Origin of the sequence: Cellulomonas fimi (assembly GCF_028583725.1) — a bacterium.
GTDB lineage: Bacteria > Actinomycetota > Actinomycetes > Actinomycetales > Cellulomonadaceae > Cellulomonas > Cellulomonas fimi_B.
In genome coordinates, this window is sequence record NZ_CP110680.1 from 3,052,024 (window position 1) to 3,074,672 (window position 22,649).

Genomic DNA, 22,649 nt, shown 5'->3' on the forward strand with positions numbered 1-22,649 from the left:
GGACGGTCGCCTCCCCCAGCGGCCGTCCAGCCCGGCCGTCGGGCCCGGTTGCGACGCGTCCCGGACGGCAGTCCAATGCCAGGACGGGTATCCGTTCGAGGAGGAACTGCCATGGACACCACCGGCTGGATCATCGTCGCCGTCGTCGTCGTGCTCCTCGTCGTCGTCCTGGCCGTCGTGCTGGGCCGCCGCCGTGGTGCGCACCGGGTCGAGGCCGACCGCGCCCGCGCCCAGCAGATCCGCGAGGAGGCCGCCGCGCACGAGGTCGAGGTGCAGCGCCGGCAGGCCGAGGCGGCCCGCCTCGACGCCCAGGCCCGGCTCGCGCAGGCCGAGGCTGACGCGCGTGCCGCCGACGCCGCCGCGATGCAGAACGAGGCGCGCGCCCGCGCGAGCGAGGCGACGGAGGCCCGCACCGAGCTCGACGAGCGTCTGGGCACCGCGGACCGCATCGACCCGGACGTCCGGACGGACCCGAGCACCCGCCGCACCGACCCGGCCTGACGCGCGGGACGCTCAGCGTGCCGCCGGCCCGCCCGGAGCGGGCGTCTGCCGTCGTCGCGCACTGGTCAGCCCACCTTTCACCCGACCGCCGCTGACGGTCAGGCCCGGCCTGCGCTAGACAGGCGACATGGCCCGCACGTTCCCGGCCGAACCACCCGTCCGCGACGACGGCGTCGCCGAGCGGACGGTCTGGGAGTCGCTCGTGCGGCAGCTCCCGGACGACGCCGTCGTGTTCGCGGGCGTCGGGCTCCAGGACGGCGCGACGGAGCGCGAGATCGACCTGCTCGTCGCGTGGCCGCACGTCGGGCTCGCCGCGATCGAGGTCAAGGGCGGCCACGTGACGCGCCGCGACGGCCGGTGGTGGCAGGGCTCGGGCGACCACCGCCACCCCATCGACCCGGTGCACCAGGTCCAGCACGCGCGGCACGTGCTGTCGGGACTCCTGCGCGACCGCGGCGAGCCGGCACAGCACGCCCGGATCACCCACCTCGTCGCGCTCCCGCACACACCGGTGCCCCGCGACCTGGACGCTCCGGACCTGCCACGGACGATGCTGGTCGACCGCGACGACCTGCCGCACGTCGCCTCGATCGTCAAGCGCGCCATCGACGAGCACGGCACGGGGCGGGCGGGGCTCGAGCCTGAGGCGCTCGACCGTCTGGTCGACTACCTCACGGGCGCCTTCCCGTCGCAGGTGGACGCGCTGGGCCGCGCCGCGGAGCAGGAGGACCGTCTGGACCAGCTGACCCGGGACCAGGCGCACCTGCTGGACGCGCTGCGGAGCTTCACCCGCCTGCAGGTCGTCGGCGGCGCCGGGACCGGCAAGACGTGGCTCGCGCTCGAGCAGGCCCGGCGGCGCGCGAAGGACGGCGACCGCGTGGCGCTGCTCTGCTACTCGCGCGGCCTGGCCCGGTACCTCACCCGCGTGACGCAGACCTGGCGCCCGGCGGAGCGACCCGCGTTCGTCGGGCTCTTCCACGACCTGCCGGTGCGGTGGGGGGCGCCGGCGGGCTCGGACGACGACAGCGCGTACTGGGAGTCCGAGCTGCCCGCGCACCTCGGACGCCTTGCCGCCGGACGGTCGCCCGACGAGCTGTTCGACACGGTCGTCGTGGACGAGGCCCAGGACTTCGGGGTCGCCTGGTGGCCGCCGCTGCTCCAGTGCCTGCGCGACCCGCTCCGTGGCCGGCTGTACGTCTTCCTGGACGAGGCGCAGCGGGTGTTCGCCCGGGACGGCGTGGCGCCCCTCGACGTCGCCCCCGTGGTGCTCGACGAGAACCTGCGCTCGACGAAGCAGATCGCCCAGCTGTGCGGCTCGCTGCGCGACGGCGTGACGCGCCCGCGGGGCTCGGACGGTGCTCCCGTCCGGGTCGTCGACGTCCCCGCGGACGCCGCGATCGGGGCGGCGGACGACATGGTCGACACGCTCCTGGCGGAGGGCTGGCCCGCGGGGTCGGTCGCGCTCCTGGCCACGGGCCGTCGGCACCCGCTGCAGATCGAGCTCACCGGCTCGGGGCACGACGCGTACTGGGACGCGTTCTTCGCGGGGGACGACGTGTTCTACGGGCACGTGCTGGGCTTCAAGGGCCTGGAGCGGAGCGCGGTCGTGCTCGCGGTCAACGGCTTCCGCGACCCGGCCCGGGCGAGGTCCCTGCTGTACACGGGCATGTCGCGGGCGCGGTCGCTGCTCGTCGTCGTCGGCCCCCGCGCGGAGGTCGAGCGGCTGGGCGGCGAGCCGACGCGGCGCCGGCTGGCGACCGCGGAACCCTGGACGACCGGCTGAGCCCCTCACGCACGCCCGCGCCGTCACCCGCGGCGCGGCCACCCGGGTGACAGTTCCGGGGAAACGGGTGACGCGCGCGCGAACCACCCGGAACCGGACAGATCGGTCGTTAGCGTCGCGGCTGCTCCTCCCCCGGCGAAAGGCCCCCCATGCGTCCGCGACGCCCCCTCCTCCACCGCGCCACGGCCGCGGCCACCCTGGCCGCGGTCGCGGCCTCCCTCCTGGTCGCCGTCGGGCTCGCACCCGCGCAGGCGGCGCCGCCGTCGGGCGACGCGATCAAGGTGGTGCAGATCGGCGACTCCTACTCGGCGGGCAACGGCGCAGGCGCCTACTACGGGCCGGCGGACTGCTATCGGTCGCACGACAGCTGGGCGGCGGAGTTCAGCGAGTGGCTCGCGGACGAGGGCAACCACGTCACCTTCGTGACCCGCGCGTGCTCGGGGGCCGTGTCGCAGAACGTCCTGACCGACCGGAAGATGGACTCGCGTCTGGCGTACGTGCCGGGCGGGACGATCGGCCGGACGCAGGAGGAGGGGCTCGCCGCGGCGAAGGCCGCGAAGGTGTGCTCGACGAAGTACGTCGACGAGGAGTACTTCGAGTACTCGGTCGCGATCTGGGACACGGTCCGCGGCACCTTCGCGGTGGACTGCCAGCGGTACCTGCGCGCGCAGATCGAGGCGGTCGGGCGTGACACCGACGTCGTGGTCTTCACGATGGGTGGCAACGACCTCGGGTTCGCGGACATCGTCAAGCAGTGCTTCGCGGTCGGCTTCCGCGACCCGGGCGACTGCCGCGAGAAGGTCACGGACGCGCGCGCCGGGATCGGCCAGCTCGAGGACGACCTCACGGACCTGCTGGGTCGCCTGCGCGCGCGCATGCGTCCCGACGCGAAGGTCGTGCTGCTGTCGTACCCGTACCTGTCGAACACGGACTCGTTCGTGCTGCGCAGCCTCAAGGACCGCCTCCCGTTCGTGTCGGGCGACACCTACGACATCGGTCACGAGGTGCGGGCGCTGGGCGACGAGGGCGACGCGGCGCAGCGCGCCGCGGTGGCGCGCGCGAACGCGGCCGCGGGCACGTCGTTCGTCTCGTACGTCGACACGGTCAAGGAGCACTTCGCGGGGCACGAGCCCGACCCGTCGGCGACGAACCGCAACGACGACCGGTGGATCCACGAGTTCGACTCGTTCACGATGGCCGAGTGGTACCACCCGACGACGAAGGGCCACTACGAGGAGTCGACGCTGCTGCGGTCGTCGAGCATCCCCGGACGGGTGCCGTCGGCGTCGGCCGGGAGCATCGACCTGGTCTTCGCGATCGACACGACGGGGTCGATGGACTGGGTGCTGCAGTCCGTGAAGGACACCGCGACACGCATGGTCGACCACCTCGCGGCGAGCTCCGGCTCGTACCGGTTCGCGCTCGTCACGTTCCGCGACGACCCGGTCTACACGGGCTGGGACGGCGACTACGCGGCGCGCGTCGACCTGCCGTTCACCTCGGACGCCGACGCGATCCGCACGGCCCTGGCCGGCATGCAGGCCGACGGCGGCGGCGACTGGCCCGAGACGGCGCTGTCGGGCATGCAGGCCGCGATCGACCTGCCGTGGCGGCCGGGCGTCAAGAAGGTGCTCATCCCGATCAGCGACGCGCCCGCGCACGACCCGGAGCCGTTCAGCGGCCTCACGTCGGCCACGGTGATCGCGAACGCGCTGGCGGTCGACCCGGTCGAGGTGTTCCCGATCGACGTGGGTGGGGGCTCGTTCGCGTCGACCGTCGAGGGCGTCGCGGCCGGGACCGGCGGGTCGGGGACGACGTCGCTCGACGTCGCGGAGACCCTGCTCGACACGATCTCGGGGGCGATGGACAAGCCGTACGCGTGGGTCCAGGGCCCGTACGTGGCCCGCGTCGGCGACACGCTGCACCTGGACGCGCGCGGCTCGTACGCGACCACCGGTGACCTCGTGTCGTTCGAGTGGGACCTCGACGGCGACGGCACGTACGACATGACGACGTCGACCCCGACGCTGGAGCACACGTTCGGCACGCTCGTCGACGCGTACCTCGCGGTGCGCGTCACGGACTCCGCGGGGCGTGCGAGCATCGCGACGACCCCGCTCGCGATCACCGACGACGGCGACGAGACGCCCGCGGACGTGGACGTGTGCCCGACGGTCGCGGACCCGGGCCAGGAGGACCACGACGCCGACGGTGTCGGGGACGCGTGCGACCCCACGCCGTACGCGCTCGAGACCGACCCGGACGTCGTGGTGTTCGAGGCGGACGCCCCCGGCGTGGTCGCGTCCTCGACGGTCTCGGGCGTGGTGTTCGAGGACGCCGACGCGGACGGCGCCCCGGAGGCGGGCGACGCACCGGTGGCCGGCGTCACCGTCACGCTGACGGGCACCGACGCGGGGGGTCTGCCCGTGACCGCGAGCGCGGTGAGCGCGGCGGACGGCTCGTGGTCGGTCACGGGACTCCTGCCCGGCACGTATTCGCTGCACGCGGCCGGTGCCGTCGCCGCCCGGCCGGGCACGGCCGTCGCGGGGTCGGGCGCCGGCACCGCGGGGGGCACGGTCGTCGGGACGTCGGTCGAGTCGGTCGTGCTGTCCGGCGTGGGTGCGGGCGTCACCGGCCTGGGCTTCGGGGTGCGACCGGCCGCCGGCCCGGGGACCCCGACGGGTCAGCCCACGACGGGTGCGACCACCGCGCCGTCGGGCCCCACCGCGGGCGGCGAGCCGGACTCGCAGGTGCTGTCCGCTGGACCGTCCGGGTCGTCCCCGCTCGCCACGACGGGTTCCGACACCGGTGCGGTCCTCCGCTGGGCCATGCTGGCGGTGGTCGTGGGTGCTCTGACCGTGCTCGGGGCGGCCGTCGCGACCCGCCGGACCCGTCGTCAGGAGGACTGAGTGCACGCCACGTGGCGCCGCGTCACCGCGACGGTCGTCGCCGTCCTCGCGCTCGCGGCGCTCGTGGCGTGCTCGTCCGGCGACGGGACGTTGTCCCGGCTCCAGGCGGAACCGGTGTGGACGCTCGAGGTGCCGGGCACGACCGTCGAGGACGTCGTGACGCGCGACGGCGGGTCGTCGCTGGGCCAGCGCGTCGTGGCGAAGGCCGCGAAGACGGTGGTCCCGGCGGACGGCACGACCACGGCCGAGGTGGTCGCCGCGCTGACGGCGGCCGCGCAGGACTCCGGCTGGGAGGACCCGAGCGCGACGGACGGGTCGGTGACGTGGACGAAGGTCGTCGATGGCGTGACGTGGACGCTGTACGTCGCCGAGGAGGACGACGGGGTCCGCGTCTCGCTCGACGCGAGCTGACGGCCCGCCGCTCCCGCTAGATGTACTGACCACGACCGTTGTTGACGTAGCGAGAGACCTCCGGGTCGAGGGGGAACTGCTCAAGGAACCCGCTTCGACCAACGGAGGTCTCTCGTGTCTCACGCTCATGCCCGGCTGACCCCGGCCGGCAGGTTCGTGATGGTGCAGCGCATCGCGGCCGGGCGCCCGGTCGCTCATGTCGCCCGGAGATGGGCGTCTCACGCACCACAGCGTGGCGGTGGTGGCGCCGGTTCCAGGACGAAGGCCGGGCGGGATTGGTCGACCGCTCGAGCGTGGCCCGCACCCACCCGCGGCGCACCTCGCCCTGCGTCGAGACGCGGGTGCGGATCGCGCGGATGCTCGCACGGCGCGGTCCGGTCTGGATCGGGCACAACCTGGGCTTGCCGGCCTCGACCGTGGGGCGGGTCCTGGCCCGCCACCGCACCGCGCTGCTGCGCGAGTGCGACCCGTTGACCGGCGCGCTGATCCGCGCGACGCGACGCTCGGCGAACCGTTACGAGCACCCGCACCCGGGCTCGTTGGGCATATCGACGTCAAGAAGCTCGGCCGTATCCCCGACGGCGGTGGCTAGCGCGTGCACGGGCGAGCCGAGCGCGCCCCAACGACAAGCGCGGGCTGGGCGACGACTTCGTGCACACCGCGATCGACGACCACTCCCGGCTGGCCTACGCCGAGATCCACGACGACGAGAAGGGCACCACCTGCGCCGGCTTCCTGGCCCGGGCAGCCGCGTTCTATGCCGCCCATGGCATCCGCGTCGGACGCGTGATCAGCGACAACGCGAAGAACTACCGGCTCTCACGGGTGTTTCACGACGCCGCAGACCAGCTCGGCATCACCTTGAAGCTCATCCGACCGCACTGCCCCTGGACCAACGGGAAAGCCGAACGCCTCAACCGCACCCTCGCCACCGAGTGGGGCCTACTCACGCGTCTTCGACACCAACGCCGAACGCGCCGCCCTCCTGCCCGCCTGGCTCGAGCACGACAACCTGGACCGACCCCACCTCCGCATCGGCGGCCAACGACCCATCGACCGCGTCAACAACGCTGCGGGTCAGTACACCTAGCTCCGGCGATCAAGTGACGACTATGGCGCGAAGACGTGCTCTCGGTGCCAGTCGATGAATCGGCGCGCACGGGGTCCGCGAGTGCCGTTCGCAAAGTCGACGCATCCGAGCAGCTTTCCGAGGTCATCGACGTCTGGCAGTAGCCCGCAAGCCCACGAGTGCGACGACAGCGGTGCCGCCACTTCGACTTGTGGCGGCACCGCTGTCGACGTGCGTTCGCGGCGCTTATGCGCGAACCGCGAGATGCCGTCGGCGGTATGCCACGCCAGCGGCTGCGGCGTAGCCAAGGACGCCTCCCACCGCGAAACTGCCGGAGAGGCTGCCGGGGACGTCAGGGTGCAGCAGACCGACCACAACGAGCGCGGCCCATGCGAGCATCAGCGCGATGCTTGCGAGCTGTCGCCCGGTCCATGCGGCGGTAAAGCCGATACCGGCACCCAGGACTAGCCCGACGGCGACAAGGAGCAGGTCCATCGTCTGATTCCTCTCAGCCTCAGCGGCAGTTGCCAACCCCGGAGCTCAGGTACAGCGGCGCGAGCCGGCCCCAGGTGGTCACGATAGTGCGGCTCGAGCACGACAACCTCGACCGACCCCACCTCCGCATCGGCGGCCAACGACCCATCGACCGCGTCAACAACGCTGCGGGTCAGTACACCTAGAGCGCCGCCGCGTCCAGGACGGGCGTGAGGTCGACGACGCGCGCCCCGAGCCGGACGGCGTCGGCGAGGTCGTGCGTGATGAGCACGACGGTGCGGCCGTGGCACGCGGCCGCGACCCACGCGAGGACCTCGGGGCGGCCCTCGGCGTCGATGCCGGTGAACGGCTCGTCGAGCACGACGAGCGTGGCCTCGGCGAGCAGCGCACGCGCGATCGCGACGCGGCGTCGCTGCCCCCCGGACAGCTCGCGGACAGGCCGGTGGAGGGCGTCGTCGGGCAGCCCGAGGGCGCGCAGCTCGGCGGCGACGCGGCACGCGGGGACGTCGCGTCGCAGTACGAGCCGGACGTTGGCGACGGCGTCGAGGTGCTCGCACAGCCGGTCCTCCTGGAACACGGCGGCGCACCGGCGGTCGGCGCGGTCGACGGTGCCGGCGGTCGGCTCGAGCAGCCCGAGCAGGGCGCGACCCAGCGTCGTCTTGCCGCTGCCGTTGGGGCCCATGACGGCGACGACGCCGTCGTCGGGCAGGTCGAGGTCGAGGTCGTCGAGGACGGTGCGTCCCCCGAGCTCGACGTGCAGGTCGCGGACGGCGATCACGGTGCCACCTCCGGGTGGTCGGGCTGTGCGGACGGGAGCCGCCGCAGCGTCGCGGCGACGAGGCGTTCGGCGGCGAGGCTCAGGGCGACGACGACGGCGGTCCAGACGAAGACGTCGGCGATGAGCAGGAGCAGCTTCGCGTCGTAGAGGCGTTCGCCGACGGTCCCGGCGGGCAGCCCGATGACCTCGGCGGCGATGCCGCTCTTCCAGGCGAGGCCGACGCCGACGCGGCAGGCGGCGGCGAAGAACGGCAGGACGGCGGGGACGTCGATCGCGAGCAGCCGTCGGCGACGCGGGACCCGGAAGACGACGGCGACCTCGAGCATCGCGGGGTCGCGCTGCCCGATCCCCTCGAGCACGGCCGCGTAGGTGACGGGCAGGACCATCAGGGCGCTGACGACGACCGCGAGGCGGTCGGTGTCGACCCAGACCAGCACGAGGATGATGAAGCTGACGACGGGCGCGGCCCGCACGGCCCCGACGACGGGTGACGCGAGCGTGCGGACGGTCCGCCAGGTGGCTGCCGCGACGGCCAGCAGGGTCCCGAGCAGCGTCCCGGCGACGAACCCCGCAGCGACCCGGACGAGCGAGCGCGCGACGGTCGTCCAGAACGACGGCTCGACGACGAGCTCGACGAACCGCCCCCCGACCTCGGCGGGTGCGGGCAGCAGCAGCCGCTGCCCGACGGCGAGCGCCGCGACCTGCCAGACGGCCAGCCAGAACGCGACGACGAGCACGGGCCGCGCGGCGCGACGCCACGCCCGGCGGGTGTCGGCACCGGCCCGTCGGCGGCGCGCTGCGAGGGACCGGCCGGTGCGGGTGCCGGTCGTCCGTCGTCCGGAGCGGTCAGTCGTCCGCGCCGTAGTAGAAGTCGTCATCGGGCAGTGCCCCTCCCACGGCGGCCGGGTCCGCGTCGCGCAGCACGCCGTAGTACCCGGCGAGCGCGGTCCGCATCGCGGGGCCGTCGACGTAGGTGACGTGCGACCCGGGGATGGCGGCGGTCGCGACGGCCGCGGCGGGCACGATGCCGGCCGCGGCGACGAGCTCGCCCGCGTCGTCGGGGTGCTCGTTGGTGAACGCGGTGGAGTCGGCGTAGTCGGCGAGGAACTCGTCGAACGCGGCCGCGTGGTCCTCGGCGAACTGCGTGCGCACGACGACGACGCCGGTGACGAGCTGCGACGACGGCTCGGCGTCGGCCCACACGTCGGTGAGGTCGAGCGCGGCGCGCGCACCGGGGACCTGCGACGTGACGACGGTGACGTACGGCTGGGGCAGCACGGCGACGGCCCCGGGCTCGGCGGCGAGGCGTGCCGCGACCTCGGTCGGCTCGCTGAGGTACTGGACGGTGAGGTCGGTGGTGGGGTCGAGGCCGTGCGCGGCGAGCAGGTGCTCGAGCACCCATTGGGGCGTGGTGCCCTTGCCGGTGCTGTAGACCGTGCGTCCGCGCAGGTCGGCGAGCGTGCTCACGGTGTCCCCGACCTCGACCACGTGCAGCACACCGAGCGTGTTGATCGCGGCGACCTGCACGGCGGCGGGCGTGCCGACGGTCCGCGCGCGCAGCACGGCGGCGAGGTTCGCGGGCAGCAGCGCGACGTCGACCTGCCCCTGGAGGATCTGCGGCAGCACCTCGTCGGCGGTGCCGTGCACGGTGACCTGGTAGTCGTGCCGGGCGCGGCCGTGCGCGGCGTCGTCCATGAGCCCGACGAGGCCCATCGTGGTCGGCCCCCGCAGCGAGGCGATGCGGATCGTCGTGCGCTCCGCGGCGACGGGCTGCGGGTCGGCGGCCGGGGTCGCGGTGGTCGGGGACGCCGCGGGCTCCGCGGCCGGGCCGCACCCGGTGAGCAGCCCGGTGAGCGCTCCGGCGAGCAGCCCGACGACCGCGGCGACCGCGGTCCGGCGGGGCGCGCGCCGGGTCACGAGACGCCTTCCGGTCCGGCGTGCGCCGGGGCCGGCGCGTCCGTCGCTGCGCGGGACGGCCGGAACGGCGCGTACGACGTGTGGAGGAGCTCGTGCGCGAGCTCCGACCCGGGCGAGCCGTAGCACTCGTCGTAGAGCCGCAGCACGTCGGGGTTGGCCTGCGAGCGCCGCAGCGGCGACGTGCGGTCGATGTCGACGAGCACCTGCTGCCGGGAGCGCGTCTCGGCGGCGTCGCGCGGCGCGGGGTGACCGGCGCCGTTGACGCACCCGCCGGGGCAGGCCATGACCTCGATCAGGTCGTACCCGACGTCCTCGCCGTCGCGGATGCGCCGCGCGAGCGCGTCGACGTTCCCCAGACCGCTGATGACGGCGACGCGCACGGCGGTGCCGGCGGCGTCGACGGTGACCTCCTTGATCCCGTCGAGGCCGCGGACCTCGTGCACGTCGAGGTCGGCGAGCGGAGCGCCGGTCAGCTTCTCGACGGCCATCCGGAGCGCGGCCTCGGCCACGCCGCCCGACGCGCCGAACAGGACGCCGGCCCCGGACACGCGCGCGTAGGGCTCGTCGAAGTCGGACGGCTCGACGTCGTCCGGCCCGAGGCGCAGCATCTCGACCATCTCGAGCAGCTCGGTCGTCGTGAGCACGGCGTCGACGTCCCGCACACCGTCGTGGGCGAACTCGGGCCGCGCGGCCTCGTACTTCTTGGCGAGGCACGGCACGACGGACACCGTGTAGAGGCGCTCGACGGGGATGCCGGTGCGCTGCGCGAAGTGGTGCTTCACGGTCGCGCCCATCATCTGCTGCGGCGACCGGCACGAGGACAGGTGAGGGATCAGCTCGGGGAAGCGCCGTTCGACGAGGTTGACCCACCCCGGGCAGCAGGACGTGAGCTGCGGCAGCCGGTCGCCGCTGCCGACGCGCTCGAGGAACTCGGTGGTCTCCTCGAGGATCGTGAGGTCGGCCGCGAACGCGAAGTCGAACACCTTGTCGAACCCGACGCGACGCATGAGCCCCGCCAGGAACGGCGACGCCTCCTCGGCCGTGAGGCCGTAGTGCGCGGCGACCGCGCTGCGCACCGCGGGGGCGACGAAACCGACGACGACCTTGTCGGGGTCGTGCATCGCGGAGAACACGCCGCCGCGCTCACGCACGTAGTCGAGCGCACCGCACGGGCACGCCCGCACGCACTGGCCGCACGACACGCAGTCGGTGAGCCCGAGCGGCTGGTCGTCGCGCGTCCCGACGGTGAGACGGCCGGCGTCGAACTGGAACGCGAGCACGTCGACACCCTCGACCTGCGCGCACGCGGCGACGCACAGCCCGCACGAGATGCACTTGTTGTGGTCGCGCACGATGAACGGGTGGTCCTGCACGACGGGCGTGTACGGCCGCACGTGCAGCGGCGTCGCGAACTCGACGTGGTGCGCGGTCGCCGCGTCGCGGAGGTCGCACCGGTTCTGCTTGGAGCAGCCGCACTCGAGGCACCGCGCCGCCTCGGCCCGCGCCTGCGCCTCGGTCAGCCCGAGCTCGACCTCGACGAAGCTGCCGGTGCGCTCGGCGGGCGGCAGCTCGGGCATCTCGACCCGGCGGGCGCGGGGCACGACCTCGAACTCGTCGCGCGGCAGGTCCTCCAGGGTGCCGCGGGAGCACGTGAAGTCCTCCTGCGACGGCCGGACGAACCCCTCGCGGAGCAGCCCGTCCATCGCCTGCGCGGCCCGTCGGCCCGCGGCGACCGCCTGGATCACCGTCGCGGGGCCGGTGACGCAGTCGCCGCCCGCGAAGACGTTCCGCTCGGAGCTCTGCAACGTGCGGCCGTCGACGTCGACGTCGCCCCACTCGTTGAGCCGCACCGGCAGGTCGTCCCACAGGAAGCCGGTGTCCGTGGTCTGGCCGATGGCGCCGATCACGGTGTCCGCGTCGACGACGAAGTCCGACCCCTCGACGCGCACCGGGCGGCGGCGACCCGAGCGGTCCGGCTCCCCCAGCTCCATCCGGACGAGACCGACGCGCAGCCGCCCGTCGACGGACGTGATGCCGGTCGGCGCGGCGAGGAACACCATCTCGACGCCCTCGCGCAGCGCCTCCTCGACCTCGAACGGCTCGGCGGGCATCTCGTCACGCGTGCGCCGGTACACGAGCTTGACGTCGCGCGCGCCCTTGCGCAGCGCCGTCCGGACGCAGTCGATCGCCGTGTTGCCGCCGCCGATGACGACGACCGTCTCGCCGACCGGGTCGTCCACGCCCTGCACGACGCCGCGCAACCAGTCGATCCCCAGGTGCACGCCCGGCAGGTGCTCGCCGTCGAGCTGCAACGGCGTCGCGCGCCACGACCCGACCGCCAGGTAGACGGCGTCGTGGTCGCGCCGCAGGTCGTCGAGCCGCACGTGCGTGCCGAGCGCCGTCCCGGTGACGATCTCGACGCCGATCGCCTGCATGAAGGCGATCTCCTCGTCGAGCGTCGCCTTCGGCAGCCGGTACTCCGGGATGCCGTAGCGCATCATCCCCCCGGGCCGGTCCTGCTTCTCGTACACCGTGACCCGGTGCCCGGCGATCGCCGCGTAGTACGCCGCCGACAGCCCCGACGGACCCGCACCGACGACCGCGATCCGCTTGCCGCTCGGCTCCGCGAGCCGCGGCGTCCACGGCTCCTCCCGGTTGCGGTCCCAGTCCGCGACGAAGCGCTTGACGTGGTTGATCGCGACGGGCTCGTCGACGAGGTTGCGCCGGCACTCCGCCTCGCACGGGTGCGGGCACACCCGGCCGCACGCCGACGGGAACGGGTTGCGGTCCTTGATGACCTTGATCGCGGCCTCGAAGTTCCCCGTCGCGACGTGGTGCAGGTACGTCTGGATGTCGATGTTCGCCGGGCACGTCTGCACGCACGGCGCGACGCAGTCGGCGTTGTGGTCGCACAGCAGCTGTTCCAGGCGCACCGCCCGGTACTCGCGCAGCCGTGGGTTCACCGTCGTGACGACCATGCCCTCGACGACCGGCGTGATGCACGCCTTCACGTCGCGAGCCCCGTGCCCGGCGGCGTCCGCGCCGACCTCGACGACGCACAGCCCGCAGCTGCCGTTCGCCCGTTCCAGGCGCCCGTCGTGGCAGAGCGACGGGACGTCGATCCCCTCCGCCTGCAACGCGCGCAGGAGTGTCGTCCCCGCGCGCAGCCGCACCTGCCGCCCGTCCACCGTGACGGTGACGCGCCCCGACTCGCCGACCTCGTGCACACGACCTCCCGCGGTCCGTGGCCAGGCTGCGCGCGGGCGGCCCGGACGGGACGCTGCGCGAAGACAGCCGCCGTTGGCTCTCGACGCCGACGCTAGGGGGCGTGACGCGGGTCACCTAGGGACCTCCGGCCCAGGCCCGCAGGTCAGGACGCCGGGGCGCCGACCCGTGGTCTCAGACCTGTCGCGGGACCCGCCGCGTCAGGGTCATCAGCCGGCACATCACGCGGTGCGCGCGGTCCGACGCCTGCCCGTACATCAGCGGGCACCCGCCGTCGATCACGGTCAGCCCGTGCTCGCGCCCGAGCCGCGTCGCCTCGTCGTCGACGCTCCCCCGGTCCACCGAGCGGTGCATCCACACCTGGTGCACCCCGAGGTCGACCGCCTCCTGCACCGTCGCCCGCGCGTGGTCCGGCCGGGTCGCGACGACGACCGCGTCCACCCCGCCCGGGATCGCGGCGAGGTCCCGGTACGCCCGGTCGCCCTCGACCGTGTCCGCGTGCGGGTTGACCGCGAACACCTCGTACCCCACCTCGCGCAGCCGCCGGTAGACGACGTTCGCGCCGTGGCTCTCCGGTGTCCGCGAGACGCCCGTGACGGCGATCCGCCGGGACTCCAGGAACGTGTCCGCTGCTTCCTTGATGCTGGTCATGGCCACTCCACCCCGAGTCGTCCTCTCGACGCTAGTGACGACGGGGGTGCCGCGGTCGGGACCATCGACCCGACCTCGCGACGGGCCGCCGATCGGCTTCGCGACGCCCCGGTCACTCCTCGCCGGCCGACTTGACCGACATCGGCGACCACGTCGTCGAGCGACGCGCCACGCCGTAGATCTCCTCGACGTCGCCGAGCCGGAGCGTCACCGCGCCCCCGGACAGGCGACGTCGCACCTGGCTGTGCGGGACGACGACGACGTCGCGAGGCTGCGCCTTGAGCGTCAGGCGCCCGGGCCGCACGACGACGATGACAGCAGTGACGTCAACACGTCTGCCGCATGCGGTGGACAGCAGGCGCGCGGCCCGCTGCGCCTCGTGTCGTGAGTTGCGCACGTACGGATGACGCGTGCCGTTGACGAGAAAGGCGTCGTGCGCCACGAACACGTTGGCGCCCCGGTGATGCTTCGTGTTGAGCGTGTAGACCCCGGTCGGCCCGATCAGCACGTGATCGATGTCAGAGCCGAGGGTGCCGACGGGGACACCATGAAGGACGTGCCATCGCGGGTCGTCCCGAACCAGCTCGTCGAGCACGCGCCCGACAAGGATCTCGCCCTCGAGACCGACCGCCCAGGACTCCCTCTCGGACCACAGCCCGCACAACTGCCCATCGGCCACCGCGCGCGTCATGTTCAGTTCGGCCCTGGTCGCCCGGAGCCTCTCCCGAAGCGCGCGTCGCTCGACAGTCCGCCGTCCGAACAGTGTCAGAAGCAGGTGCTTGACGGGCGCCTCCGCACGGATGCGCCGGTCCTCCGCACGTAGCGCCTGCTCGATCTCGATCAGTCGATGTTCCGGGGCGCGTGCTGCCGCGATCGCCTCCTCGAACTCGGCTACCTTCGCGCGCGGCCCGCTTCCCGGCGGTCGCCCTTCCAGGTCGACGGCGGCGGGCTCGGCGGGCCGCGGCGCTTCGGTCGGGTCGACGGTGGCTCCGGCAGCAGTGGCGTGCGACATCCCGTTCGTCGTCCGCCAGGTCGCCACGGCGCGCGCGAGTTCGTCCGCTCGCTCGGGGCGGTCGCAGTGCGTGGCGCCGGACACGAGGTCGTGCCACCCCAGCTGCACGCCGTCACGAGCGGTGACGTAGAGCCGGTCCTTCCCGTACCGCTGCCAGCGGTTCACGGCTACCTCGATCACCCCAGAGCCTTCGGCACCGGCGATCGTGATCTGAAGGCGTCATCCGCGTCGGGGCGACCGACCTGCACCGAGGTGTAGAGCGGCGGCGCGCGAGGCGTCAGTCCTCGATCGCCTCGACGCCCTGCCGGGCGAGCTCGTCGAGGTGCGCGCGCATCGTCGCGAGCTGCTCCGGCGGGTGACCGACCCAGTCGGTGATCTCGCCGACGACGCGCACCGGCTCGCGCGTCCGGTATGAGCGCGTCGGGTTCCCGGGGAAGCGCTGGTCGGTGACGTTCGGGTCGTCCTCGAGGGTGCCCGTCGGCTCGACGACGTAGATCCGCCCGCGCCCCTCGCCCGCGGCGAGCTCGGCGCCCCACGTCGCGGCGTCGAGGGTCTGCGTGACGTAGACGAAGCCGGCGGCGCGGCCGGCGCCGTAGTTCGACCGTCGACCGGCCTCGATCAGCGACCCGACCGCCAGGTCGGCTTTCGTGCCGTGCAGGTAGGCCCCGGACTCGTGGACCTGGAACGGGACGGGTGCGTCTGCCATCGGGCCTCCTCGTCGACGTCGCACTCTCTGCACCTTGCCACTCGTCGCAGCGAGCGCGCCCGCCGCCGGCACGGCACGACGCGTCCTGGCCACCTGTGGCGCTCGCCACGTCACCGCGCACCGGGCGTCACGACGTGCCTATAGTGGACAGCGTGTCCAGTAATACGACGCCTCCCCGAGCGGGCCGTCCCCGCTCGGAGCGCACCCGCCACGCGATCCTCGACGCCGCCACGGACCTCGCGCTCGCAGGCGGCCGGGTGCCGACGATCGACGCCGTCGCGTCGCGCGCCGGCGTCTCCCGGACGACGATCTACAAGTGGTGGCCGTCACCGGCCGCGGTGCTCGCCGAGGGACTGCTCGACCGGTTCCACGAGAGCATCGAGTTCGACGACACGCTGCCCGTCCGCGAGGCGCTGACGCTCCAGGTCGACGCCCTCGTCACGCTGCTGCGGGACACCCCCGCCGGGCAGCTCGTCCGTCAGCTCCTCGCGGCGGCCGCGAGCGACCGCGCGGTCGGCGTCGCGATGCTCGAACGCTGGCTCGAACCGCGTCGCGCGACCGCGGCCCACCACCTGGAGCGCGGCGTCCAGCAGGGGCGCGTCCGCCCCGACGTCGACACCACCCTCGTGGTCGACGTCCTCTTCGCCCCCGTCTACCACCGGCTCGTCTGGGGCCACGCCCCGCTCGACGACGACCTCGCCCGCCAGGTCTGCGACCTCGTCTGGCCCGCCGTCGCCCCACCGACCACCGCACCCCCCGCCGCGTCCTGACTTCGCGACGACACCACCACCCGAGAGAAGGACCATGACCACCGTCGCCAAGACCATCGTCGACACCCTCGTCGCCACCGGCGTGAAGCGCGTCTACGGCATCCCCGGGGACTCGCTCAACGGCTTCACCGACGCGCTGCGCGGCTCGGGCATCGACTGGGTGCACGTCCGCCACGAGGAGGCCGCCGCGTTCGCCGCGGGCGCCGAGGCCGCCCTGACCGGCGAGCTCGCCGTCGCCGTCGGCAGCGCCGGACCGGGCAACCTGCACCTCATCAACGGCCTCTACGACGCGCAGCGCTCACGCGTGCCCGTCCTCGCGATCGCCGCGCACATCCCCACCGAGGAGATCGGCAGCGGCTACTTCCAGGAGACGCACCCGCAGGAGCTGTTCCGCGAGGCGTCCGTCTACTCCGAGTACGTCTCGTCGCCGACCCAGATGCCGCGCATCCTGCGCACCGCGATCCAGACCGCGCTCGAGAAGCGCGGCGTCGCCGTCGTCGTCATCCCCGGCGACATCGCCCTCGCCGAGGCGCTCGACACCACCGCCACCCCGGTCCGCGCGACGCGTCCGCGCGTGCTGCCGTCATCGTCCGAGCTCGACGAGGCGGCCGCGCTCCTGAGCGACGCCAAGCGCGTGACGATCCTCGCGGGAGCCGGGGCCGAGCACGCCCACGACCAGGTCGTCGCGCTCGCCGGGAAGCTCGCCGCGCCCGTCGTCCACACGCTGCGGTCCAAGCAGTTCGTCGAGCACGACAACCCCTACGACGTCGGCATGACCGGCCTGCTCGGCTTCGCGTCCGGCTACAAGGCGATGGAGGCCGCCGACACCCTGATCATGCTCGGCACCGACTTCCCCTACCGCGCCTTCATCCCCGAGAAGGCGAAGGTCGTCCAGATCGACCTGCGCGGCGAGCACCTCGGCCGCCGCACCCCGCTCGCGCTCGGCCTCGTCGGCGACGTCGCCGAGACCGTCGACGCCCTGCTCCCGCTCCTCCCGCAGCAGGCCGACCGCGAGCACCTCGACGAGGCCCTCGGCCACTACGCCAAGACGCGCACCAAGCTCGACGACCTCGCCACCCCGCGCAAGGGCACCCAGCCGCTGCACCCGCAGTACGTCGCTCGCGTGATCGACGAGCTCGCCGCCGACGACGCCGTCTTCATCCCCGACGTCGGCTCTCCCGTCATCTGGGCCGCCCGCTACCTGCGCATGAACGGCCGCCGCTCGCTCATCGGCTCGTTCATCCACGGCTCGATGGCGAACGCGCTCCCCCAGGCCGTCGGCGCCGCCGCCGCGACCGGCCGCCAGGTCGTCGCGCTGTCCGGCGACGGCGGCGTCGCGATGCTCCTCGGCGAGCTCCTGACCCTCACCCAGAACCGCCTGCCCGTGAAGGTCGTCGTGTTCAACAACGCGTCGCTCAACTTCGTCGAGCTCGAGATGAAGGCCGCGGGCTTCGTCACCAACGCCACCGGCCTGGAGAACCCGAGCTTCGCCGCCATCGCCGAGGCCGCCGGGCTGAAGGCGTTCCGCGTCGACGCGTCCGCCGACCTGCACGGTGCGCTGGCCGAGGCATTCGCCTACGACGGCCCCGCGCTCATCGACGTCGTCACCGAGCGTCAGGAGCTCACCATCCCGCCGTCGGTCAAGCTCGACCAGGCCAAGGGCTTCGCGCTCTACGCCCTGCGCACGCTGCTGTCCGGCCGCGGCGACGAGCTCCTCGACCTCACCCGCGCCAACCTCCGCCAGGTGTTCTGACCGACGCCGGACTCGGGGTCACGACGTCGCGGCGTCCAGCCAGGCCGCCGCGCGTCGGGCGGCCTCACGGAACCGCTCAGGGAGGGTCACGAGCCGCGTCGTGACGACGGCGCGATCGACGAGGCCCGCCTCCAGCAGGGCGTCGACGAAGTTCCGGTCCTTCTCCCGGAAAGCGACGAGCTTCGCGACGCAGAGGTCCTCCTTGTCGAGACACCAGCCGGTGAACCTCGGCTCACCGCTCGGAGCCGCCGTGTTGGCGTTCTGCACCTTCACGAGACGTCCGCGCCAGCCCTCCGGCAGGACCGTGGTCTCCAGATCGACGCCGTCGATGCTGAATCCGTGCAGCTGCTCGAAGGGCGAGAACTCGCCCGCGACCCCTTCGATGAGGTCGGCGAGGCGTGCCGTCTCGTCGTTGCCGTCGGCGATCGGGAGGATGTCGACCTCGACCGACATCGTCGCCCCTGCCGGGAGAGCGTCGTCTCGGAAGGTCCCCAGGATCGACTGCGATCCCACCACGATGACCTCCGGCCGGCCGATGATCTGGCACGAGGCGCGGATGGCGTGCTCGAGCTGGTCGCGGCGCATCAGGCGGCACCGGCGAGGGCCGCCCGACGTGCCGCGTCCGAGAGCAGCCCGCTGAGCGGCGACACCTCCCGCATCTCGATGGAGAGTCGATCCAGCCCAGTCATCACGCGATGCAGCCCGTTCACGTCGTGCTCGCGCACGAGTTCCGACCACCGCGTCAGGTTCCGCTCGTGCGGCTCGCCTGTCACGCTCTGACGAAGGCGCCGCAGGTTCCCCTCGATCGTCGGAGTCCACTCGCCCAGGCTTTGGGACGTCAGCTCTCCGGAGAGGGTGCGGTGCAGCAGCCAGGAGCGCCGCTCTGAGCGCGTGAGCACGGGCGGTACCGGTCGGCGGACGACCTCGAGCCGATACCCCATGCACGACAGCAGCCGATCGAGCATCTCGTCGCTGAGCTCGATCTTGCCGGAGACGAAGTTGCTGATGCTCGGCTGACGCACACCGCTGACCCGAGACAGCTCCGACTGAGTCGTCCCGGACCCGACCATGACGTCCCGCAACAGGTTCCCGCGCTCGCCCATGCGGTCGAGTATAGCACTGGGGGCTATAGTCTCCAGGTGATACGCAGGTTCTACTGTCGACTTGCCGGTGGGGCCGTCAACCGTCCCCTTCCCGCCGACTCGGACATCCCGCTCGCCGAGCTGCCGCCCACGCGACATGCCGCGCCGGTCAGTCCAGGTACCCGGTCTCGGGGTCGACCTCCGCGAGGAACCCGGCGATCGCCGTCCGCATGGCGGCCTCGTCGAACGCGGTGCCGTTCGACGAGCCCATCGAGAACCCGTAGCCGTCTGGCCCGGTGAGCCAGTCGAAGTCGTAGGCACCGGGAGCGCCCGAGCGGTCCCGGACGAGCCACTCGTGCCCGTCGACCGACAGCCGCCACGTCGTCATCGGCCCACAGTCACACACGAACGCCGAGGTCGGGCGCGAGGAGGTGGAAGTACGGCGTGCGGGTGGTCGGCCGGAACCCCACCGAGCAGGCCAGACGGTACGAGCCGACATTGCCGTCCCGGCACGACCACACCGGCGTCACCCCGTCGGCCAGCGTCGACCCGATCATCGCTGCCGCGGCAGCCACCGCCAGACCCCGGCGCCGCCACGGGTCCGCCGTCTCGATCCCGATCTCCAGCCGGTCACCGCGGCGGTACGACGCGAACGCCATCGCCCCGATGCCGTCCCCACTCTCGAGCACGACCCCTCCGCCGGCGGCGAGGAAGGTGGTCGCGTCCGGCCAGAACAGGCTCGGCACGACCGAGCCCGGCCACCCGAAGTCCGCCGCCGTCGCACGTCGCGCCTCCCAGCCCTCCGGCGACACGAGCACGTCTCGACGGGCCGCGAACGCGCCGGCGTCGAACACGAAGCCCACCCGCGCGTGCCGCGCCACGGTGACTGTTCGCGCCGGTCCCGCATCGCCGCAGCCCGCTTGCGCGCCCACCGCGCCCTCCCAGTCGAGCCCCGACCAGCGCGGCTCGACCTGCAACCACTCCTCACCCGAGCGCCGAGCCGCGAGGTGGGCCACGACGAGCGAGAACGCGTCGCCGACCGCCGGGCCCCAGACGAACGACATCCCGTAGCGGTGCACGACGTGGAACGCTTGCGCGCCGACCGCCCGGTCCGCCCAGAGCGGCGCACCGGCGTCGAGCGCCGCCGCCGCGAACATCGTGTTGAGCGGGACCGTGTCGAGCGCGTCGAGCGCCTCGTCACGCAGCGCGTCCATAGCGTGAGCCTCCGGGAGCGGGCGTCGGTCAGGGGCGAGCGCCGGTGCGCCGCACCGCTCCACCACCGCCGCGTCGACGCTACTGACCGGCACCGCCTCGCGAGCCGGGACGAAAGGCCGGACCTCGCGATCACCGGCGCCCCGTCTGCGGGCCCCCGGAACGCACGAAGGCAGCCGTCGCGATCGACGGCTGCCTTCGTGGGAGACCTGCGTGCGCAGGTCCCGAGAGTGGAGGTGGCGGGAATCGAACCCGCGTCCGATGACGTGGAACCAGGGATTCTCCGGGTGCAGTCCGTGATGGATTTTCTCGGCCTCCACCACTCCCACGGACGAGAAGGTGGACAGGCCCAGTCAGCTAGAAGTCCCGATCCTCACACTGACGATGAGGATCAGCAGTGGCTCTCTAGATGACGCCGGGAACTAAGTCGAGAGCGTACTTAGGCCGACGGACTTCGAGGCTCGCTCAGGCGGCGAGGGCGAAGTCGGTGCGCTTGTTATCGGCACCTATGATTTGCACGGAGCGTTGACGAGATAACCGTGCGTCCTCGACCCGCTTCTCCTGGCTCGACGATCACCGTCGAAACCGATCACCCCCATGTTCAGTTTTCAAGCTGCCGACCCGAGGCTCACCTGCGGAGCGGCACGGTCCAGCCTACTGCCCCAACACCGCCCTCGTCGCACTGATTCCCGTCCCCAGCCCCGCCGACGACACTGCGGCGCGATGATGCCCGGGCTGTGGATGACGACGACGCCGGTATGTCCGATTCGACTACGTTCGGCCCCATGTCGAACCGCGCAAGGGGGCACGGCCGCACCAGCACGGCCGTCTGGGCCGCGATCGCCTTACTCGCCACCCTCGGCCTGGCCGGCTGCACGCCTGGGGCTGCGCAAGCCGACCCGTCCGGCAGTCCGAGCCCGTCGACGACGCCGACCGACACGCCGGCGCCCACCACCCCCACCCCGTCTCCGGCAAGGCCGAGCACGATCCCCGCACTCGCGGACGGCGTGAAGCCCGATCGCCCGGCCGCACTCGACGGCTCGCCGAGTGTCGAGTCGGCGCAAGCGGTCTTGACGTACTGGCTGCAGCTGCTCCCCTATTCGCAGCAGGCTGGCGACGTCTCCGAGGCGAAGGCGATGAGCCACCCGGAGTGCGTGTTCTGCGAGAGCATGACTTCCGGAATCGAAGAGCTCACGTCCAGGGGCGACCGGTCGGTCGGTGGGGGATACACGATTTCCGACCAGTCCGGGTCCGAGGTCGTCGTGGGCAACTGGTACGCGCTGCGTCTCACGCTGGTCGAGGCACCGTCGTCCGAGGTCGACAAGTTTGGCGTCACCCTCAAGACCTACCCCGGTCACACCTACACGATCGACGCCGTGGTCCTTCACGAAGGCGGAGCCTGGACGGTTCGTGAGGTGTCGTACGAGGTCATCGCGTGACTCGTACCGCAGCCGCTTCAGTGGCGGTGGCCGCGATCCTGGTCGTCGCGTCGTGTCCTTCGGCGGGCGCCCTCGAGATCGACGACCGCGCCGAAGGCTCGAGCCTCATCATGAATGCGTTCGAGGCCGCACAAGAGATGCAGCGCGCTCGTTCCGGCAACCCTGCCGTGGCGACCACAAGATATGTGCGCGCACCGATGTGCAACATGGCGACGGGCGGCGACCTGGAAATGGGCGACGCCGACGACGTGTTCGGAGAAGGCGACACTGATGGCGACGGCAGAGTCGCTTGCGGGCCGTCGAACACAACGGTTCCGATCCCGGCATGCGTCGACGGGCCGCCGGTGCTACCCCTCTGGCGTCAGACTCGGCAGGAGCCCACGGACCCGTGGCCAGCCGCGTGGACCTTCGCGTACGGGTATTCGTGTCCTGAGGATGCCGTGCCGACGATGACGGCGGCGGACTTCCGGCGGTTGCCGTTGGCGGCGCCGGTGCTGCGGTTGCAGCCAGATCGGGGGTGGGTGCTGGTCAACAAGGAGACGATCGTCATGACCGATCCCGCGGAGCAGACGTTGCGCACCGACCTGCTCGGGTACGGGGTCGACGTCATCGCGAGCCCGGCGACCTACCGGTACGACTTCGGCGACGGATCGACGGACCTCGTCACCACCAGTCCCGGGCACGAGTGGCCGAACCACGACACCTACCACTTCTACGAGCGGCTCGGCACGGTCCAGGTCACGCTGACCACGACGTGGAAGGGCCGCTACCGGGTCGACGGAACGACGGTGTGGCGCGACGTCAACGGCACGGCGACGACCTCGACCACGAGCGCCCCGTTCACCGTCGAGGAGCGCCGGTCCCGACTGGTCGACGACCTGTGCACCGACATCCCCAAACCCGACGACTGCTGACGCGCGACCCCGGCCGGCGTCG

General features: G+C 72.8%; 20 protein-coding genes, 1 other RNA gene and 1 pseudogene. 9 read left to right on the forward strand and 13 right to left on the reverse strand.

Translation table 11 applies throughout. The features are described from left to right. Positions 1–111: 111 nt before the first annotated feature. The 5 genes and pseudogenes from OOT42_RS13760 (at position 112) to OOT42_RS13780 (ending at position 6,694) form a co-directional block, all read left to right on the forward strand. Positions 112–501: a hypothetical protein gene (locus OOT42_RS13760; protein ID WP_273651756.1), complete on the forward strand. Its 390-nt coding sequence runs from the start codon at positions 112–114 to the stop codon at positions 499–501. A gap of 127 nt (positions 502–628) precedes the next feature. Then, positions 629–2,284 carry an NERD domain-containing protein/DEAD/DEAH box helicase gene (locus OOT42_RS13765; protein ID WP_273651757.1) on the forward strand — a complete coding sequence of 552 codons (1,656 nt, stop codon included), beginning with the start codon at positions 629–631 and terminating at the stop codon, positions 2,282–2,284. Positions 2,285–2,433: 149 nt separating this feature from the next. Further along, on the forward strand, positions 2,434–5,193 hold the full coding sequence (locus tag OOT42_RS13770) for a GDSL-type esterase/lipase family protein (RefSeq protein WP_273651758.1): 2,760 nt from the start codon (positions 2,434–2,436) through the stop codon (positions 5,191–5,193). Continuing rightward, positions 5,194–5,604, forward strand: coding sequence for a hypothetical protein (locus tag OOT42_RS13775; protein ID WP_273651759.1), 411 nt, complete (start codon positions 5,194–5,196; stop codon positions 5,602–5,604). Between the two features lie 114 nt (positions 5,605–5,718). Further along, a pseudogene (locus tag OOT42_RS13780) lies at positions 5,719–6,694 on the forward strand (IS481 family transposase). A 225-nt stretch (positions 6,695–6,919) separates the two neighbouring features. On the opposite strand, the gene OOT42_RS13785 reads toward OOT42_RS13780, so the two are convergent. The 8 genes from OOT42_RS13785 to arr all read right to left on the reverse strand — a co-directional run bounded on the left by OOT42_RS13785 (position 6,920) and on the right by arr (position 15,457). Beyond that, entirely contained in the window at positions 6,920–7,168 is a 249-nt protein-coding gene (locus OOT42_RS13785; RefSeq protein WP_273651760.1) for a hypothetical protein, read from the reverse strand. 181 nt (positions 7,169–7,349) lie between these two features. Continuing rightward, positions 7,350–7,946: an ATP-binding cassette domain-containing protein gene (locus OOT42_RS13790; RefSeq protein WP_273651761.1), complete on the reverse strand. Its 597-nt coding sequence runs from the start codon at positions 7,944–7,946 to the stop codon at positions 7,350–7,352. Further along, positions 7,943–8,683, reverse strand: a complete 741-nt coding sequence (locus OOT42_RS13795; RefSeq protein ID WP_273651762.1) for an ABC transporter permease — start codon at positions 8,681–8,683, stop codon at positions 7,943–7,945. Before OOT42_RS13795 ends, OOT42_RS13790 begins: the two co-directional genes overlap by 4 nt. 109 nt (positions 8,684–8,792) lie before the next feature. Next, a complete protein-coding gene (locus OOT42_RS13800; RefSeq protein WP_273651763.1) occupies positions 8,793–9,863 on the reverse strand; it encodes an ABC transporter substrate-binding protein in 1,071 nt (356 codons plus the stop codon). Further along, the gene (locus tag OOT42_RS13805) at positions 9,860–13,090 is read right to left on the reverse strand and encodes a [FeFe] hydrogenase, group A (RefSeq protein WP_273651764.1); all 3,231 of its coding nucleotides are present in this window, start codon (positions 13,088–13,090) and stop codon (positions 9,860–9,862) included. The genes OOT42_RS13800 and OOT42_RS13805 overlap by 4 nt, the downstream gene beginning before the upstream one ends. Positions 13,091–13,262: 172 nt before the next feature. Further along, positions 13,263–13,739, reverse strand: a complete 477-nt coding sequence (locus OOT42_RS13810; RefSeq protein WP_273651765.1) for a CoA-binding protein — start codon at positions 13,737–13,739, stop codon at positions 13,263–13,265. Positions 13,740–13,851: 112 nt separating this feature from the next. Beyond that, the gene (locus OOT42_RS13815) at positions 13,852–14,916 is read right to left on the reverse strand and encodes a nuclease-related domain-containing protein (RefSeq protein ID WP_273651766.1); all 1,065 of its coding nucleotides are present in this window, start codon (positions 14,914–14,916) and stop codon (positions 13,852–13,854) included. A gap of 112 nt (positions 14,917–15,028) precedes the next feature. After that, positions 15,029–15,457, reverse strand: a complete 429-nt coding sequence (gene arr, locus OOT42_RS13820; RefSeq protein WP_273651767.1) for an NAD(+)--rifampin ADP-ribosyltransferase — start codon at positions 15,455–15,457, stop codon at positions 15,029–15,031. Positions 15,458–15,600: 143 nt separating this feature from the next. Between arr and OOT42_RS13825 the strand changes: the two genes are divergently transcribed. Together OOT42_RS13825 and poxB are read left to right on the forward strand one after the other, a co-directional pair. Beyond that, a complete protein-coding gene (locus OOT42_RS13825; protein WP_273651768.1) occupies positions 15,601–16,227 on the forward strand; it encodes a TetR/AcrR family transcriptional regulator in 627 nt (208 codons plus the stop codon). A 34-nt stretch (positions 16,228–16,261) separates the two neighbouring features. Beyond that, on the forward strand, positions 16,262–17,980 hold the full coding sequence (gene poxB, locus OOT42_RS13830) for a ubiquinone-dependent pyruvate dehydrogenase (RefSeq protein ID WP_273651769.1): 1,719 nt from the start codon (positions 16,262–16,264) through the stop codon (positions 17,978–17,980). 18 nt (positions 17,981–17,998) lie between these two features. Here the strand turns inward: poxB and OOT42_RS13835 are convergent, their stop codons facing one another. The 5 genes from OOT42_RS13835 to ssrA all read right to left on the reverse strand — a co-directional run bounded on the left by OOT42_RS13835 (position 17,999) and on the right by ssrA (position 20,871). After that, positions 17,999–18,565, reverse strand: coding sequence for a DUF6036 family nucleotidyltransferase (locus tag OOT42_RS13835; protein WP_273651770.1), 567 nt, complete (start codon positions 18,563–18,565; stop codon positions 17,999–18,001). Further along, entirely contained in the window at positions 18,565–19,083 is a 519-nt protein-coding gene (locus OOT42_RS13840; protein ID WP_273651771.1) for a helix-turn-helix domain-containing protein, read from the reverse strand. Before OOT42_RS13840 ends, OOT42_RS13835 begins: the two co-directional genes overlap by 1 nt. Positions 19,084–19,231: 148 nt before the next feature. Beyond that, on the reverse strand, positions 19,232–19,450 hold the full coding sequence (locus OOT42_RS13845) for a hypothetical protein (protein ID WP_273651772.1): 219 nt from the start codon (positions 19,448–19,450) through the stop codon (positions 19,232–19,234). 10 nt (positions 19,451–19,460) lie between these two features. After that, positions 19,461–20,276, reverse strand: a complete 816-nt coding sequence (locus OOT42_RS13850; protein ID WP_273651773.1) for a GNAT family N-acetyltransferase — start codon at positions 20,274–20,276, stop codon at positions 19,461–19,463. Between the two features lie 226 nt (positions 20,277–20,502). Then, positions 20,503–20,871, reverse strand: a transfer-messenger RNA (tmRNA) gene (gene ssrA / locus OOT42_RS13855). Positions 20,872–21,011: 140 nt separating this feature from the next. On the opposite strand from ssrA, the gene OOT42_RS13860 reads away from it, so the two are divergent. Beyond that, on the forward strand, positions 21,012–21,713 hold the full coding sequence (locus OOT42_RS13860; RefSeq protein ID WP_273651774.1) for a DUF6318 family protein: 702 nt from the start codon (positions 21,012–21,014) through the stop codon (positions 21,711–21,713). Continuing rightward, positions 21,710–22,627 (forward strand): hypothetical protein, encoded by a 918-nt coding sequence (locus OOT42_RS13865; protein ID WP_273651775.1) that lies wholly within the window; start codon positions 21,710–21,712, stop codon positions 22,625–22,627. The genes OOT42_RS13860 and OOT42_RS13865 overlap by 4 nt, the downstream gene beginning before the upstream one ends. The last annotated feature ends 22 nt before the right edge of the window (positions 22,628–22,649 follow it).